This window comes from Pseudoalteromonas sp. M8 (genome assembly GCF_018141365.1).
Taxonomy (GTDB): domain Bacteria; phylum Pseudomonadota; class Gammaproteobacteria; order Enterobacterales; family Alteromonadaceae; genus Pseudoalteromonas.
The window spans coordinates 525568-541843 of record NZ_CP047240.1; the positions used below are offsets into that span (position 1 = coordinate 525568).

Sequence of the window (16276 nt, forward strand, 5' to 3'; positions counted from 1 at the left end):
AAAGAGCAGCCATGAGAAAAATAACGTGCTTCACTCAAACTGTATCCGCTTTGCTACTGTGTATGATAACCCAAGCACACGCAGCAATTAAGTCTATTGATGAATTTACTGCCAGTTTTAATCATCATCCCGGTTTTTACGCCTTCTATAGCGATGATTCGAGCGGCAAACTGTACTTAGACATCGACAAACTAGACGCCCCTTTCTTGTTACAGCATAGTTTACCTTATGGTGTAGGTTCGAATGATATAGGTTTAGACCGCGGGCAGTTAGGTGGTACGCACTTAGTTCAGTTTGAACGTTTTGGTGATAAGGTCATGCTGCGTGCTATCAACACATATTATCGCGCAAGTGCGAATAATATGGCCGAAAAGCAAAGCGTTAAAGAGGCGTTTGCTTCAAGCATTCTACACGGGTTCAACGTGGTTGCAGAAGACAAAGACAGTGTGTTGGTTGACTACACGCCTTATCTACTCAGCGATGTGCATGGTGTTTCTCGCACGTTGGCAAATCGTAATCAAGGTAGTTTTAGCTTAGACTCAAGCCGCAGCGCTGTGTTTATGTCGCGTTCAAAGGCATTTGTTAAAAACACAGAACTTGAAGCCGTATTGACTTTCAAAGGGACAAAGCCAGGTGAATATGTACGTCAGGTGAGTGCAGATCCTTATGCGCTTACAGTACATCAGCACCATTCTTTAATTGAGCTGCCTGACGATAACTACCAGCCACGTGCGTTTCATCCGCAATCGGGTTATTGGAGTATCGAGCATAAGGACTACTCAGCGCCGCTTGGACAGTCAATGTTTGTGCGTTATATCCCACGCCACCGTTTACAGAAAAAAGACCCAACAGCACAAGTTTCGGAGGCCGTAGAGCCAATTGTTTACTATCTTGATCCTGGCGTACCTGAGCCGGTCAAAACAGCATTACTTGATGGTGCTAAATGGTGGGATCAAGCATTTGAAGCTGCTGGCTACAAAAATGCGTTTCAAGTCAAAGTACTTCCTGATAATGCCGATCCTATGGATATTCGCTATAACGTGATCCAGTGGGTGCATCGTGCTACTCGTGGGTGGTCATACGGCGCGTCGGTGATTGACCCACGTACCGGTGAAATTTTAAAAGGGCACGTGACGCTAGGCTCGCTGCGTGTCCGTCAAGATATTCTTATCGCCGAAGCACTTTCTGCACCATTTGTTGAGGGTAATGAGGTGACTGAGCGACTTCATGCTATGGCACTAGACCGTATTCGTCAGCTGAGTGCACATGAAATTGGCCACACGTTGGGCATTGCACACAACTTCTCAGCGTCGGTAAAGGATCGCGCGTCAGTCATGGACTATCCTCATCCGCTGGTGGGATTTGAAAATGGCCAACTTGATATTACCAAGGGCTACGCAAAAGGCATGGGCGTGTGGGATACACAAGTGATTAAATATGGTTATAGTGATTTCGCTGGCGCTGATGAAGCCACTGAGCTTGCAGCTATTCTTGCTGAAAATAAGGCGCAAGGGCTTGAGTTTATCTCTGATTCAGACGCCAGAGCACAAGGCGGAGCGCACCCAACGGCACATCTTTGGGATAATGGGGCAGATCCTGCTGCCGAATTACTGCGTGTGTTGGATGTTCGCAAGCAGGCGTTGAATAGCTTTGGTATTCACAGCATTCAAAAAGGAGTTGCTCTGTCGCAGCTAGAGGAGAAACTGGTACCACTGTATCTTTTCCATCGTTATCAAGTTGAAGCTGCAGTAAAATTGATTGGCGGCGTGGATTACGACTATGAAGTTCGCGGTGACGAGGTAATAAAAGGGGCGAAAGTTGTGGCTAAAGAGGCGCAGCAAAATGCGGCCAATGCGCTTTTGAGTACGCTGTCGCCTGCGGCGTTGACTATTCCTGACTCTATTTTGGCGTTAATACCTCCTAAGGCTTACGGTGAGTACAAAACTCGCGAAAGTATTAAAGGAAGAACTGGGCTAACCCTCGATGCGATGGCATTACCAGAAGTCGCCGCACAGCATAGCCTTGACTTGCTGCTTAATCCACAGCGATTAAACCGTCTTGCACAGCAGCACGCACGTGATCCCCAATATTTTGGTACACAGGCACTTTTAGATGCTTTATATCAGCAGGTATTTGCCCAGTCAGGTAGCAAAGGTATGGCTCAAAAGCTACAGCAACGAGTGCAATACCTAAGTGCAACTCAGCTTGTAAAACTGAGTCACAACGATAAAGTCGCACCTGAAGTTCAGGCGCAATTAAAGTTTTATTTAGCAAAAGTTGCGAAAGACTTTAATCAGTCGTCGGTATTTAGCGATGTTGCTTTTGAGCAAGCGTTTAAACATATGCTAGCACAGCAAATTAATCGCTACCTAGATTCAGGAGAGTGGCCTGAAAGCTTTAAAGCGCTTGAAATGCCACCAGGCTCACCGATCTAAACGATCTTGGATTTAAAGAAGGGGTTGGCTACTTTAAGCTTACCTTTACCACTCTATAATAATGGCAAATTAACGCATAAGCGTTCGTTTGCCATGTTAAAAAATAATAAAAATCTTCAGCTACATTTGAACTTATACTAGTTTCTTTCTTAATTTGAAGGAGCAAGTTTGACGCAGCTGGTTTTAAGATTTTATTATTTAAAACAATTGAGTAGAAAGTTTTTCTTATCTGTATGGATGTCGTTACCTTGGTGCTAGCAGGATGCGGTAGCTGTGCTATTGACAAGACTTTCTCGCTTCAAAATAGAGAGCTTAATTAAGCAAGTTGGTATTAAAAACGTACAAAAATCCGTTGATACCTAGTTCCTATTTTGATAACTTTAATTAATGCTATTGAGTCATGTCTTATGAATAATCCACTGCACATTGTATTTTGTAGCAATGGTGACATTATCTTTAGTATTCAATCTAATAAAAATATCAGAATAATTAATTACTAATTCAACAGGAATATTGAAAATGAAACTACATCTAACTAAAAAAAGCATCAAAAACCTATCTCGTGATAATAAAACACTGCCAGTTAAGGCAACTCCGGCAATTGGTGGTGGTTTCGTCACACACAACTGCAACTTGAATTCAATCGACTGTGACAGACCTACGACTTATACATTATCGATTGAAATCTGTAACACTGATAGACCAGAGATGTAATCTCATATTCTTATCTAAAATATAGATAAATTAAAAAGTCACCTAGCTTGAACCGACCCCCAATAGTTGGAGCCCAACATTGAGGGTCAATTCAGATGTTAGGTTTTTTTATGTCTTTTTGTAGCACTTTGGAGCATTGCTTTACCCCCCCAAAAAATCTAATTAAACGTCCCTATATCATCCAAATACCGTGGATGTGTAGCCCATAGCCGCCTATTTTTAAGAATCCTCATTAGCCCTTCAGCAGATGTGTAATGACAAATAAGGTTTTATTTTTTTGCATTATTTTTCTCAATTTAAATCATAAACTGCAAATTGGTAGCAGACATCCAGATTCCCAGCACCTAACTCCTAGCGCCTAACACCTTTATCGGCCACTTTTTTGATTCCCTCTAATATGGCTTCTGTTGTCCACTCTACCTCATTAAATGGGATGTCAGGTTGATAAAAATCACCATTGCCACGGGCTCTATTTACATAGACTTTATTAGGAATAATGACCTTGCTCAAGCCTGATGGGGTATCAGCCAACCTTACATCCATATAGGTTGAATCTGAGCTACTTGGAGCGCCAAATAACACTGTATTTGAAAACAACTTAAAAGTATCGACAGCACCCAGACAGGCGCTGCCACATTGCCCCGGCACGATCACTATCGCTTTATTTTTAAAGTCACTTTCAGCTAGCTGCTTTAAAGCATTGTTTGCTTGTGGCTTATGCTCTACATAAAATGGCTTTCCAGCCTCTAAAGATGCACGCATACCTACAGACACTGCTTTCACCATTTCATGCATCTCAGGCTGGTCGCGTAATACAGTTATTAACGACTCTACATACTGAGTATTATCTTTTGATGCTCGCCACCACACCTGTGATTTTTCGTCATGTTTATCTTTTCGATAATTAACGATTTGCTGCCCCCATAATTGCTCGGCGATTTTCAAACTCCAATACGTTGAACCACCTTGATTATGACGAAGGTCTAATACCACAGCTGTAGCTGTGAGAAGTTGTTCGCGTTGCCTAGCTAAGTCAGCAAATAGTTTCTGGTAATTTGATTTTTCTGTTTCGTTAGGTGCAAAGGTGGGCATTGCTATCCAGGCTATATCTTCAACAGGCCAATGTAAACCGACCTCCAACTTATCGCCATTGTAAGCATTTACTAGGTGTTGACTAACGCTATCTGGTCGTTCTACCCACTGTAACTGTAGACTGTAAGCCACGCCATTCGATTGCATAAAGTCGCATGTTTTTAATGGTGGTAAAAATGGATTACCGTCGTCGATTAATAATCGCCACCCTTGATTCCACCAATGACCAGGCTGCTCAACTTGACCATGAAACTTAAACAACGTGTTACGCATCAAAGGCTTAATAGGCGTATCATTACAGCGTATGACCTTGTCGCCCTTAGTCACTTTATCATGCTCGCTGTAATACACTTTTAAACCATCACCACGCCAAACCACCGAGAACCCCGGCCAGCGCCTAGGTTGCTTCACCGCCTTTGGTAAAACCGCCACAGCGCCAGCATGACCATCTTGTAAAACAGTATTAAAACGGGCAATTGTGGCCTCATAGCCAGGGGCATCTTTGATCTTTTCAGCAAGCACTAACGCTTGTTGTTTTGCGTTTTCAAGTAACTGCGCAAAGCCAGGATTGTGGCTATCCAATATACCGGGGTGATTAGTAGCAGATTGCTGATAGGCGTAATGGATATCTTGTTTTGCTACGGCTTGCCATTGCAAAGCTGTGCTTGGCAGGTTGTCTGTTGAATTGTTGTCATTTCCAAGCGCATGAGAATTCGTTGCAAGCACAGAAAGGCAACTAGCTAAAGTACCAAGGGAGATGTTAATCATTTTTTTCATATAAATTCTTTTAATTATTATAATCTGACTCGTGAACCTGAGGTTTGAATAAGGTATTAATTATCCGAAGCTCAGGTTATTTAATAGACCAGTAAACCAAACAAATCGGTAAAATGTAACCTGTTTTTATGTGATTAGGTTTTAATGCAGCACAAACATTCGAGAAGTAGTGATTTCTTTCACAATGACAAGTGAGATATAGCAGGATAAATCCCGACCTAAAAAATCATCAAAACTGAAGGCTGGTTGCTCAGCTTAGTAACTCCCTTACTACTGCAAAAAAATCACTCGGCAACATGTCGCGTTCACCATCGTGTTCTGCGGCTATGTCTCCAACTTTACCATGCAAACATACCTCAAGACGTAGCTTGTGGTGTACCTAAATTCTGAATGTCGCGGCTGTCATAAGGTCTGATCTAAGATCGATAATGTGGTTACATAGGAAATTTACGCGACACTTTTAGGACTGAAGTGATAGATATTAAGGGGGCATTAGCAACCATTGACTACACTTTATGCGATTAACCGCTGACGGAAGAATAAATATTACCGATCTATTCACTGAGCAGGTAGAGGGTGTAGCGCAGATGAAAAATGAAAGTTATCGTTCATTTCATGGTGTTTATACCTGTTTGAGAACATTTACCAATAACTTCGGTCTTACTATTATATTGATGTAAATGTAGCCAAATGTCACACTGCGTAAAAGGGTGTGATCTTGCTTTACTTCACATAATGAAGGAGTAAGGTGATGGTAGAGTTTGAAGGAGATCCAAAGATGAAAACACAAATTGCAATACTTGCTTTATTTATGACTCCCTTGTTTGTCAATGCAGGTGAAGTCGCTGTGACTTGGAAGGACTTTAAAGAGTATCGCGATGTTAGGCCAGGTAATGAAACGCGAGGTTCGTTTCATCAACGGGTTGAGAAGCAACTACAGAAACACCTAGAAGAATTAGCGACTAACTTACCCGAGGGTTACAAGCTTGCGATTACTTTTGATGATATAGATCTTGCAGGTGATGTTCATTATGGTACTACTGATATTCGGGTGATTAAACCAATCCATTTCCCCCGTTTTGAAATTAGTTATAAGTTAACTGATAAGTCTGGTAAAACCATCGCAGAGGAAAATGGCGTGACGTTAAAAGATATGTCATTCATGGATAGAATAAAAAGGGGAATGGACGAATCCTTTTATTACGAAAAGCGTCTTTTAACTGACTGGTTTGAAGATGACTTAATGAAGAAAGCTAGTTGAGTTGATCAACAGCTATGGTGATCTTGATGAGAGCGCCGAGACTGGGTGTTCTCATCTTCTTTTAGCTGAATATTAGTAAGTTAGATGAGTCGCTACTACTCGTACTCTATTGTAGTAATTTTTAGTTTTATACCTCAAAATATTTTGCCTACCTCAAATACATGTTACTGTTTCTTGGAGTTGTGAATAGTTCTAATCGTAACTCACTACTTATTTCGTACTTAGGTTGGATGCTTTTATAAGCACCTAAGCTGAACTAAAGTCATAACAATCCAATTGTTACGGTTTTATTATTTTGTTGTGATTTTGTTGACTTTTTTATTTCAGAATGTATATTCTGTTTTTTGAGGAGCCTATGGGAAGAACGCGAGAGTTTAATGTCGATAAAGCATTGGAACAAGCGACAATCCTGTTTTGGAAGCAAGGATATAGGAATACTTCCATGGAACAGTTAGTCACTTGTACTGGTGTCAGTCGGTACGGGTTTTACCAAGAATTTGGTAATAAAAAGGAATTGTTTCAACGCTGTTTGCAGGAGTATTCTCTGCGTAAAATTGGGCCTGGGCTTAAGCGTTTAAGTGCAAGCGATGGCAGCTTGGCAGACTTAACTGCATTTTTTAACTTGTATAGTCAAAACATTGCAGAGCATGGTGCTAATGGCTGCTTGATTTGTAATACGGCCACAGAAGTGGGTGAATCCGACTCTGATATGAATTCAGCGGTGCAACAGGTCTACAGTGCGCTGAGTGCGCAGTTTCGAGATTTCATTGAAAAAGCGCAAGCGCAAGGTGAGATTCGCAAAGAGATTGATGCAAACAGCTTGAGCTTTTGTTTACTTGGCGTGCTTCAAGGTGTAGCCGTGATGGCAAAAGGAGATTTCCATCGTGAAACTCTGAGACATTACTTAACTACGATTTTTGACATGATGGCGCAGAAGTAACGAAAGATAATACGTCGTGATAAAGATTTGAATTGAGTGATCAGTAAAGATTACCCAAAGCGTTTGCTTAATTGCTAGAAGTGATCGTGAAGAAAAGCTTTTAGCTATTTTTTTATTTTATATCAGAATGATTGTTCTGTTATTTAAGGAGAGACAATGGGATCATCGCTAGAAGGAGTTGCTAAGCGACTCGGTGAGTTTGTCACTAGATATAAATACTTGTGTTTACTCTTCAGTATCATGTCTTGTATTGCAATTGGTATTGGGGCAAAAGGGTTAACATTTTCTAATGATTATCGGGCATTTTTTAGTGCTTCAAACCCCGAACTACTGGCTTTTGAAGCTTTTCAGGATAAGTACACCAAGAACGATAATATTCTTATTGTTGTACATCAAAAGGCGGGTAACGGTTTATCCAAACAGCACGCAATGGTGGTTGAACAGCTGACAGAGGCTGCGTGGCAAACACCCTATGCTAGTCGAGTCGACTCTGTGACTAACTTTCAGCATAGTTACGCGGAGGGAGATGAGCTGATAGTTGCGGACTTGATGAAAAACGTCCAGTCATTAAGTGAAGAAGACATTTTACAAAAAGCGGAAATTGCACAACAAGAACCCTTATTAAAACAGCGCTTGATCGCAAATAATGGTAAGACGACAGGTATCAATATTACCGTTCAGTACCCAGGTGAATCACTGACTGAAGTACCGACAGCGGTAAAACATGTTCGCGAAATAGTTGCAAAAGCACAGCAAGAGAATCCTGATTTAGTGTTTGCGCTTTCTGGAATTTCGATGCTAAACAATGCGTTTAGTGAGTCAGGGCAGCAAGATGCCGAAACCCTTACGCCTATCATGTATTTGGTTTTGATCATTGTAATGTACTGTGGATTACGCAGTTTTCCAGGAACTATTGCAGCTGTATCTGTGGTGATTTTCTCAAGTGTTGTGGCTATGGGGGTCAGTGGCTACGTTGGTATTCAATTAACTCCTATTTCGATAACCGCACCAACTATTATTCTAACGCTAGCGATAGCTGACAGCATACACGTTTTGTTGTCTTACTATGCTGCAAGAAAAGCAGGACACGAAAAAAATCACGCGATAGTGGAAAGTTTACGAATTAACTTCGTTCCCGTATCTATAACTAGTTTGACTACAATTGTAGGCTTTTTAACTCTTAACATGTCGGATGCCCCTCCATTTGCAGATTTGGGCAACATTACAGCATTTGGTATTGCTGCTGCTTGGGTATTATCTCTAATTTTACTACCCAGCCTGATCGCCATTTTGCCAGACAAAAAGAGCTATGCAACTCGTACAAGCATGTTATCTCATTACCTAGGTCGTTTTGGTGGTGCTGTAGCGCAGAAGTATCGAGCTATTTTGCTATTTACTGTTGTTGCGATTGCGGCTAGTGCCTACGTGGTCCCCAATATTGATCTCAATGATGAGTTTGTGAAGTACTTCGATCATCGAGTGGAGTTTCGCCGTGATACCGATTTTACCATGGAAAACCTTACTGGTATTTATGTGGTTGAGTTTGATGTTGAAAGTGGCAAAGTAGGCGGGATCAGTGAGCCTGAATATCTTACCAATCTGAATCAATTTACACAGTGGCTGAGAATGCAACCAGAGGTGGTTCATGTCTATAGTTACACGGATATTGTTAAGCGTCTCAACAAAAATATGCATCAAGATGATACCGGTATGTATCGTTTACCAGCAGATAGAGAGTTAGCAGCGCAGTATCTTCTGCTTTATGAAATGTCCTTGCCATTTGGGTTAGACCTGACGGATAGGATCAGTATGGATAAATCGGCAACTCGAGTAAGCTTGACTCTAGATAACCTCTCAACTGGCCAGATCCAATCTTTTATCGCTCGTACTGAGGCTTGGTTAGTCGACCATACACCAGATGCTATGCATGCTAAAGCAACCGGTGCGACCGTAATGTTCTCACATATTTTCCAGCGTAACGCAGAAAGCATGCTCAGCGGTAATTTAATTGCCGTTATCGTGATCACCTTGATTATGGTGATGACGCTGAGAAGTATTAAATATGGGATCGCAAGTATTCTACCCAACACAATTCCGATGCTATTCACTTTTGGTATTTGGGCTATATTGGTCGGTCAAGTTGGTGTGGCGGCGGCTACGGTAACTTCAACTTCTTTAGGGATCATTGTTGATAATACCGTGCATTTCCTATCCAAGTATTTACGGGCGAGGCGAGAGCAGGGATTGGACCCAGCAGGTGCGGTGAAGTATGCCTTTGAAACCGTCGGTGAAGCTATTTTACTGACCACATTTATTCTGGCTGGCGGCTTCGCAGTGTTGGCCTATTCAACCTTTATGATCAATGCGCAGATGGGGCTGCTAACTGCACTTGCCATTGTCATGGCACTCATCGTGGACTTTTTATTCTTACCCGCGCTGCTTATGTTACTGGCTAAAAGATCAAAGCAAGCGAGCAAAGCGCCTATTCAAGAAGGAACGAAAAATGAAATCTACAACGTCTAAGTTTTTATCGCATTTAGCAATCGGATTGCTGGTTATACCTTTTGCCAGCAACGCAACGCAAGACAATCTAGGCTACAACATAGCAGCTAAAGCAGATCGTTCAGATCGAGGTTTTGAAGTCAGTGCGGTTGATTTAAAAATGCGTTTGATAGACAAGAAAGGCCAAGAAACCGAACGTTTATTGACCATGAAAACCATGGAAGTGGCAGACGAAGACAAGGGTGACAAAAGCCTTATCATTTTTAACTCTCCTGCAGATGTAAAAGAAACCAAGCTGCTTTCACATGCGCAAATTATAGATGCTGATGATCAGTGGTTATATCTCCCAGCGCTTAAGCGTGTTAAACGGATCTCTTCTGCAAACAAATCGGGACCATTTGTTGGCAGCGAGTTTGCGTTTGAAGATTTTACGGCTCAAGAACTCAATAAGTATAGCTATGAATATGTAGCGGAAGAGGCGTGTGGTGAGCTGACATGTGCGGTGATAGATCGGTTTCCAAAATATGAAAACTCGGGATATACCAAACAACGTGCATTAATAGATACCAAGGATTATCAAGTTAGAAAAATAGACTTCTACGATAGAAAAGGCAGTCATTTAAAAACATTGAGCCTAGATAACTACAAGTTATATCAACAGGCGTACTGGCGTCCGCTTACCATGACAATGGAAAATCACCAGTCGGGCAAAAAGACGATATTAGAGTTTTCAGACTACCAATTTGATATTTCCTTGAGTGCTCGCGACTTTATTAAATCGTCGTTGAAATAGGGGGTGGTATGCGACTCAAGGCGATGCTTGCTGTTGTGCTATCTTGCATTCCGTATGCGAAAGCTGAGATGGAATGGCAAAGTAGCACCAGCATTGACCTTAGCACTCGGCAGTATAATGGCTCTCCGATGAGAGCCTCACAACTTGACCGAGAGTTCGATGCTAAATTGATGTGGGAGCTGGATTTTGAAAACCCAAAGACAGGCTTAAGCGGAGGGCTTAAACCTGTATTGAGTGCAGCGAAAAATGAGGGGATAAGGGCATTCGACATTCAAGAAGCATATATCACTCGTTCTTTCTCTCAAGGACAGTTGAATGTTGGTGTAAATACTGTTTTTTGGGGAGTTGCAGAGTCTCGTCATTTGGTTGATATCGTCAATCAAAAACAGCCGACACGAAATTTGGATAACGAGGCTAAGCTTGGAGAATTACTACTCCATTATCAGCATTTTACTGATAATGGTCATTGGTTTGCCATGTCTTTACCTTATTTTCGTGAGCGTGATTTCGGCCTTCCTGATGACCGCTTGTCGTTGCCACTAGCTGTGACCGATGAGCAATTTGTAGGCCGAGATGCTAATTATAGAGGTAGCTACTTATTAGGTTATCGCGGTGTGCTAGGTGATTGGGATGTCGGAACTTACTACTTCGACGGCATCGACAGGGAGCCCGTTATACGCCCTAATGATAATCAAGAGTTCGATGCCATTTATCGGCGCCTTCAACAAACAGCATTGGACTTACAGTGGACGTCTGAGTACCTGCTTGGGAAGGTTGAAGCGGTACATCGCCATCACCAAATGGGAGGGAAAAGCTGGGCTTATGTAGTCGGTGCCGAATACTACTTTTACGGCATCGCCAATTCCAACAAAGATCTCAGTTTACTCATGGAGTTACATAGAGATACCGAAGAACAGGTGAATCTAAATCGTCTCTATCAAGATGCGACATTTATTGGCATGCGACTCGCGTGGAATGATGTTGATGATACGAGCATGATTACTGGGGTCTTAATCGATAACGATACTGGGGCTCACACCATTAAAACCGAATTTTCGACTAGGCTCTCCAGTCACTTGAGTCTAGCGCTTGAAGCAAACTTGTTTTTAGAGCAAACCCAGCGTGATGCGACCTACGGGTTTAAAGATGATGATTTTATAGAACTTAGGCTGACTTACTACCTTTAAGGAGAAATTATGGTAAGCCAATACGCAGATGTATTGATTATTGGTGGTTCAATGGCGGGGGCTTGCTTGGCAAGACAACTAAAATTGGCTCATCCAGATATGAAAATTACGGTTATAGAGAGAAAGCAGGCGTTTAATAGTTGGGTTGGAGAGTCGACACTGGAGTCTTTTTGGGACTACATGGCAAACGATTTAAAGCTTGGTTTTTATCTTGAAACAAACCACCTATACAAACATGGGCTGCGTTTTTACTTTGATAGTGATAACCGCGATTTAAGTGTGGAAGAACTGAGTGAGCTTGGGCGTAGTTGGTATCATGGCATCCCTGCGCATCAAATTGACCGCGAAAAGTTTGATAACGATATGGTGCAGTTCAATCGTGAACTAGGTGTCGATGTTGTAATGGGCACTACAGTTAATGAAATTAGTCTCGATGCGCAACAAGGACACACTGTCGTTACCAGCAGTGGTAGCACTTATACTTGTCGTTATTTAGTTGATGCATCTGGCTTTAATTCACCGTTGGGTAAACAGCTTGGATTAATTGAATCACAAAATGATCGCCACCCTGTGAGTTCATACTGGGGAAGGTTTAAGCATATTGAGCTGATTGATCACCTTGGAAGTGATGAGTGGCGTGCTCGATCGAACTTTACGAGTAGAGCACTGGCTACCAATCACTTTATGTATAAAGGATATTGGATTTGGTTAATTCCATTGAATCAAGACACCTTTAGCATAGGGATTACTGCTAAAAATAATGAAGTGAATTTAAATATTCGTTCAGCTGAAGAATTTGAGCAGTTTTTACGCTCTCATCAAGCACTCAATGAAATTCTAGGACAGCACGCTGAATTATTAGATTACACCTCGATGAAGCGACTATCTAGAAAGGCAAAGCAATCCTTTTCTACAGAACGCTGGTTCTTAACTGGAATGTCATCAGCCTTTTTAGATCCCTTGTTATCACCAGGTTCTGCTTACCTAACCGATGCTAACCGCATGATTGGCGAGCTTATTGAGGCGGATATCGCCGAAGATGCAGAAGTGTTTGCTGGTAAAACAAAGGCATTCAATGCGTACCTTCTTTCTTGGTATGAGAGTTTTATGTTGCACATTACAGGTAACTACCATGGTAGTTATGAAGTACATAAAACGCATTTTGAAGCATTACTAATGCATTGGTTTGGTTTTATTTTACCGTCCTCTATGTCTCGTCGTTATGGTTATTGCCCAAGCCAGCATGGAATGAGTCAAGACGAAGTTAATCAAAAAGCTATCGCGATGATAGAAAATGCTGCGATTGCACGCATTCACGTATTAAAAGATGAGTTTATTCAATTAATCAAAGGGTATGAATACCGCTACAATCGTGGACACTTTTTCGATATTGAACTTACGCGACAACGTATGAAACACGCACATACAAGAGGTGCAATGTTAGACGATGCGGCGATTGCTGAGTTAGATCATGCACTTTTGGAAGTCACCTATCAGGGGTTTTTACGTAGCTTATGTGAAATTCAAAAGGTCGACTTTGACGAAGAAAAAATGCCGATGGTAGTTCAAGCTGCTATCGAAGATAAATTATCACTTACCCATGCTATGCAGCTTTTTCACATATAATAATTAGGCAAAGAAAATGGAAAATTTAGCTATTAAACACCGCATCCAGGATTGTCAAATACAGTCGTTAGCAGAAGATATTATTTCACTAATTTTTGAGCAACGCCGTTTGTTACCTATAGAAGATAACGCACCATTCACTGAGCAGATCGCGGGGCATGTGGAGAGAGTCGAGCAATTCATCGCAAATAACGAACCTATTAATATGGTATTGCCAGCTTTCCCTGCAAAGTCACCAAATAGAACGAAAACACTGGGTTTCTTGCCTGATAAAGGGGAGTTCTATGCATTTGAACGCTTAGTCAATCTCTGTAAACAGATTGAATCTATTTATGAACCAGGTGCAAAAGTAACAATTTGTTCTGATGGTCGTGTTTTTGCCGATATCATTCATGTCACGGATTCACATGTCAGTCAGTACGTAAATACACTACGCCAATACGCGGCTCGTCATTACCCTAACTATTTTGAATTCTTTAATTTAGAAGATGTATTTGACAAAGTTGATGACTTTACTGTACTTCGTGAAGAGCTGATGATCCGCTACGGAGAGAGCTTGTCAGACTTACGTCAACGAGTGAAAAATGAAAAAGAAGCGTCCACGATGTATAAAGGCATAACACGCTTTATGTTGGAGGATTTCTCTGGCATTGAAAAGTTTTCGGATTATAGCCGCACAGCGTTGCAAAAAGTTGCTAAAACAGCTGCCTACCGAGTGATCCAAAGGAGTAATGCATGGAGTCGATTGTTGAAAGATCACTTACCTGAAGCGTTACGCCTATCAATTCACCCTCAATACTTAGTGTCTGAAAAAATTGGTATTTCTTTAGTTTCACAAACTGATGTCTGGACAACGCCATGGCATTCAGTATTGGTGAAGGATAATACAAGTTATCAACTCATGCCGCGTGAACAAGCTGAGAAGTTAGGTTGTGTATTGGTGTTTAACGAAGGCCGTGCAAGCCATTTTGAGCGTATTCATCGAGGAGCGGAGTGATGGATACAATTAAAGCCTTGGATAGCGTTGGAGTTGTCATTGATGCAACTTCTATGGCTTGTCAACGAGTTGAGCGTCTTAATATTGCGTCATTGATCGATGAAATATTTTCTCAAGGACTGGTTGTGCTCAAAGGATTTGAGCCCCTCAATGATACTGATATGGAGTTAGTAGCTAAAGAGATCGGTCCGCTTTTGCAGTGGGACTTCGGTTATGTACTTGATTTAAAAATACAAGAGCAACCGCAAAATCATATTTTCAGTGAGGGTAAGGTAGAGCTGCACTGGGACGGAGCATTCGCCTCAGAAGAGCCAAGGTTTAACTTCTTTCAATGCTTGCAGAGTAGTTCCAGCTCCGGTGGTGGAGAGACTACATTTTTGAATACAACACGGTTACTAGAAAGTCTACCGAACGATACCATTGAGCAATGGAAGCAAATTCGGATCCGTTATGAAACGGAAAAGAAAGCCCACTATGGAGGGGTGATTGAAGTTCCTTTAATAAGCCGTCACCCTAAGACAGGCAAGCCTCGCATGCGTTATATTGAACCTTTCAATAAAGATAATATGGCAGTGAATCCAGTTGAGGCACAGGTGATAGGTTTTGATACTTATCAAAGTGACGTCTTTTTGAAAGAAATGAACTCGTTACTTTACTCGTCGAACTACTTTTATAAACATAGTTGGAGGAAAGGCGAGTTTGTGTTTGTGGATAATCTAGCTTTATTACATGGACGCAGTCGCTTTGAAGGAAGCGGCTTAAATCGTCATCTAAAACGGGTTCATATTCTATAGTAATGTATTTACTTTCTCATAGCTCACATGGATGTGAGCTTTTTTATCTAAGATTGCTAATTGAATAGTGCTAATACTTCCGATAAATCACTGATAATGGCGTCAGGCTCACTTTGTGAAATTGGATTGCCATGATTATAGCCATAGTCAACGGTAACAACTTTACAACCTGCATTTCGTGCAGTTGTCACATCGTTGATGGAGTCACCGACATAAAACCCATCTTGTACTTCGCAATTCATATTATTTACAGAGGTGTATAAAGGCAGTGGATCTGGCTTTTTCTTTTTCAAAGTGTCAGCACACACAATTGTGTCAAACATAGCTTTAATTTCTAAGTGCTCTAATAACTTATGAGTATGTGAAGTATTCTTGTTGGTGACTAAAGCGAGTTTAATTCTTTGCTGATGTAAACTCTGCAGTGTAGCTTTTGCATTAGAGAATAAACTGGATGAGCGTGTAACACAGTCATCGTAAATGGTTTCAAGTAAACGAGTCGCTTCGGCTCTGTCAATATTGGTATTGTTATGGAAGTCTAACGCACGTTCAGTCAGCTTAGTTGTACCATTGCCAATCCAAGTTTTAACAAGGGCAAGTTCAATATCCGGCAAATAGTAATGGTTTAATGTCGTGTTTAAAGCGTAGGCGATATCTTCAGCGGTACTTACTAAAGTACCGTCTAAATCAAAGCCAACCCAAGTCGGGTATGTAAACATGATTTCATTCCTTGTACATTACAGAGGCCCCAAACAACAGAACCTGAATTGATAAATTATTTAAAGGTAGCGAGTAGTTGTAATAGGCTCTGTAGCTTTTTCACAACAAGTGCAAGTTTTTGCTCGTCAATTTCTTCAGTCGTCGATAGACCTTCAACGTCGGCTGCAACATCCAAAACATAAGGTTTAAAGCGCTTGGCTTCAAACGTAAACCCCGCTTCTTCTGTAAATAGTGCTTTAAACTTACCGTGACCTTGCTGCTGCAATTCATCGAGTTTTTTATCCGCATCTAGTGCTTGGCGGTATATGATCTTGAGATTTTCATTGAGTTTTTCGATAACGGCTTGCATGGTCAATCCTACTTGCATGGTCAATCCTAATCGCCCTATTAAAAGGGCTTATTTTAAGGGTTTCATTTACAAATGTCAGGTGTAAATCTACC

13 protein-coding genes are annotated in these 16276 nt (G+C 41.4%); 10 read left to right on the forward strand and 3 right to left on the reverse strand.

Annotated features, from left to right (window positions below):
- Nucleotides 1–11: 11 nt before the first annotated feature.
- Nucleotides 12–2435, forward strand: a complete 2424-nt coding sequence (locus GSF13_RS07470; RefSeq protein WP_211867677.1) for a zinc-dependent metalloprotease — start codon at nt 12–14, stop codon at nt 2433–2435.
- A gap of 519 nt (nt 2436–2954) precedes the next feature.
- Nucleotides 2955–3149: a hypothetical protein gene (locus GSF13_RS07475; protein ID WP_010605848.1), complete on the forward strand. Its 195-nt coding sequence runs from the start codon at nt 2955–2957 to the stop codon at nt 3147–3149.
- A gap of 351 nt (nt 3150–3500) precedes the next feature.
- Here the strand turns inward: GSF13_RS07475 and GSF13_RS07480 are convergent, their stop codons facing one another.
- On the reverse strand, nt 3501–5018 hold the full coding sequence (locus tag GSF13_RS07480; protein WP_211867679.1) for a S41 family peptidase: 1518 nt from the start codon (nt 5016–5018) through the stop codon (nt 3501–3503).
- A gap of 751 nt (nt 5019–5769) precedes the next feature.
- On the opposite strand from GSF13_RS07480, the gene GSF13_RS07485 reads away from it, so the two are divergent.
- The 8 genes from GSF13_RS07485 to GSF13_RS07520 all read left to right on the forward strand — a co-directional run bounded on the left by GSF13_RS07485 (nt 5770) and on the right by GSF13_RS07520 (nt 15118).
- On the forward strand, nt 5770–6279 hold the full coding sequence (locus GSF13_RS07485) for a DUF3016 domain-containing protein (protein WP_010605846.1): 510 nt from the start codon (nt 5770–5772) through the stop codon (nt 6277–6279).
- Between the two features lie 355 nt (nt 6280–6634).
- Nucleotides 6635–7219: a TetR/AcrR family transcriptional regulator gene (locus GSF13_RS07490; protein ID WP_158299096.1), complete on the forward strand. Its 585-nt coding sequence runs from the start codon at nt 6635–6637 to the stop codon at nt 7217–7219.
- A 156-nt stretch (nt 7220–7375) separates the two neighbouring features.
- Entirely contained in the window at nt 7376–9742 is a 2367-nt protein-coding gene (locus GSF13_RS07495; RefSeq protein ID WP_211867681.1) for an MMPL family transporter, read from the forward strand.
- The gene (locus tag GSF13_RS07500) at nt 9723–10514 is read left to right on the forward strand and encodes an outer membrane lipoprotein-sorting protein (RefSeq protein WP_010605843.1); all 792 of its coding nucleotides are present in this window, start codon (nt 9723–9725) and stop codon (nt 10512–10514) included. The genes GSF13_RS07495 and GSF13_RS07500 overlap by 20 nt, the downstream gene beginning before the upstream one ends.
- A gap of 8 nt (nt 10515–10522) precedes the next feature.
- Nucleotides 10523–11701, forward strand: coding sequence for a hypothetical protein (locus GSF13_RS07505; protein ID WP_211867683.1), 1179 nt, complete (start codon nt 10523–10525; stop codon nt 11699–11701).
- A gap of 9 nt (nt 11702–11710) precedes the next feature.
- Complete coding sequence (locus GSF13_RS07510; RefSeq protein ID WP_206471829.1) at nt 11711–13327, forward strand: NAD(P)/FAD-dependent oxidoreductase; 1617 nt, start codon at nt 11711–11713, stop codon at nt 13325–13327.
- 16 nt (nt 13328–13343) lie between these two features.
- On the forward strand, nt 13344–14324 hold the full coding sequence (locus GSF13_RS07515) for an isocyanide synthase family protein (RefSeq protein WP_010605840.1): 981 nt from the start codon (nt 13344–13346) through the stop codon (nt 14322–14324).
- Entirely contained in the window at nt 14324–15118 is a 795-nt protein-coding gene (locus tag GSF13_RS07520) for a TauD/TfdA family dioxygenase (RefSeq protein ID WP_010605839.1), read from the forward strand. Before GSF13_RS07515 ends, GSF13_RS07520 begins: the two co-directional genes overlap by 1 nt.
- A gap of 56 nt (nt 15119–15174) precedes the next feature.
- On the opposite strand, the gene gph is transcribed toward GSF13_RS07520, so the two are convergent.
- Nucleotides 15175–15834 carry a phosphoglycolate phosphatase gene (gph, locus tag GSF13_RS07525; protein ID WP_174170460.1) on the reverse strand — a complete coding sequence of 220 codons (660 nt, stop codon included), beginning with the start codon at nt 15832–15834 and terminating at the stop codon, nt 15175–15177.
- 56 nt (nt 15835–15890) lie between these two features.
- Nucleotides 15891–16184 carry a hypothetical protein gene (locus GSF13_RS07530; protein WP_010605837.1) on the reverse strand — a complete coding sequence of 98 codons (294 nt, stop codon included), beginning with the start codon at nt 16182–16184 and terminating at the stop codon, nt 15891–15893.
- Between the last annotated feature and the right edge of the window lie 92 nt (nt 16185–16276).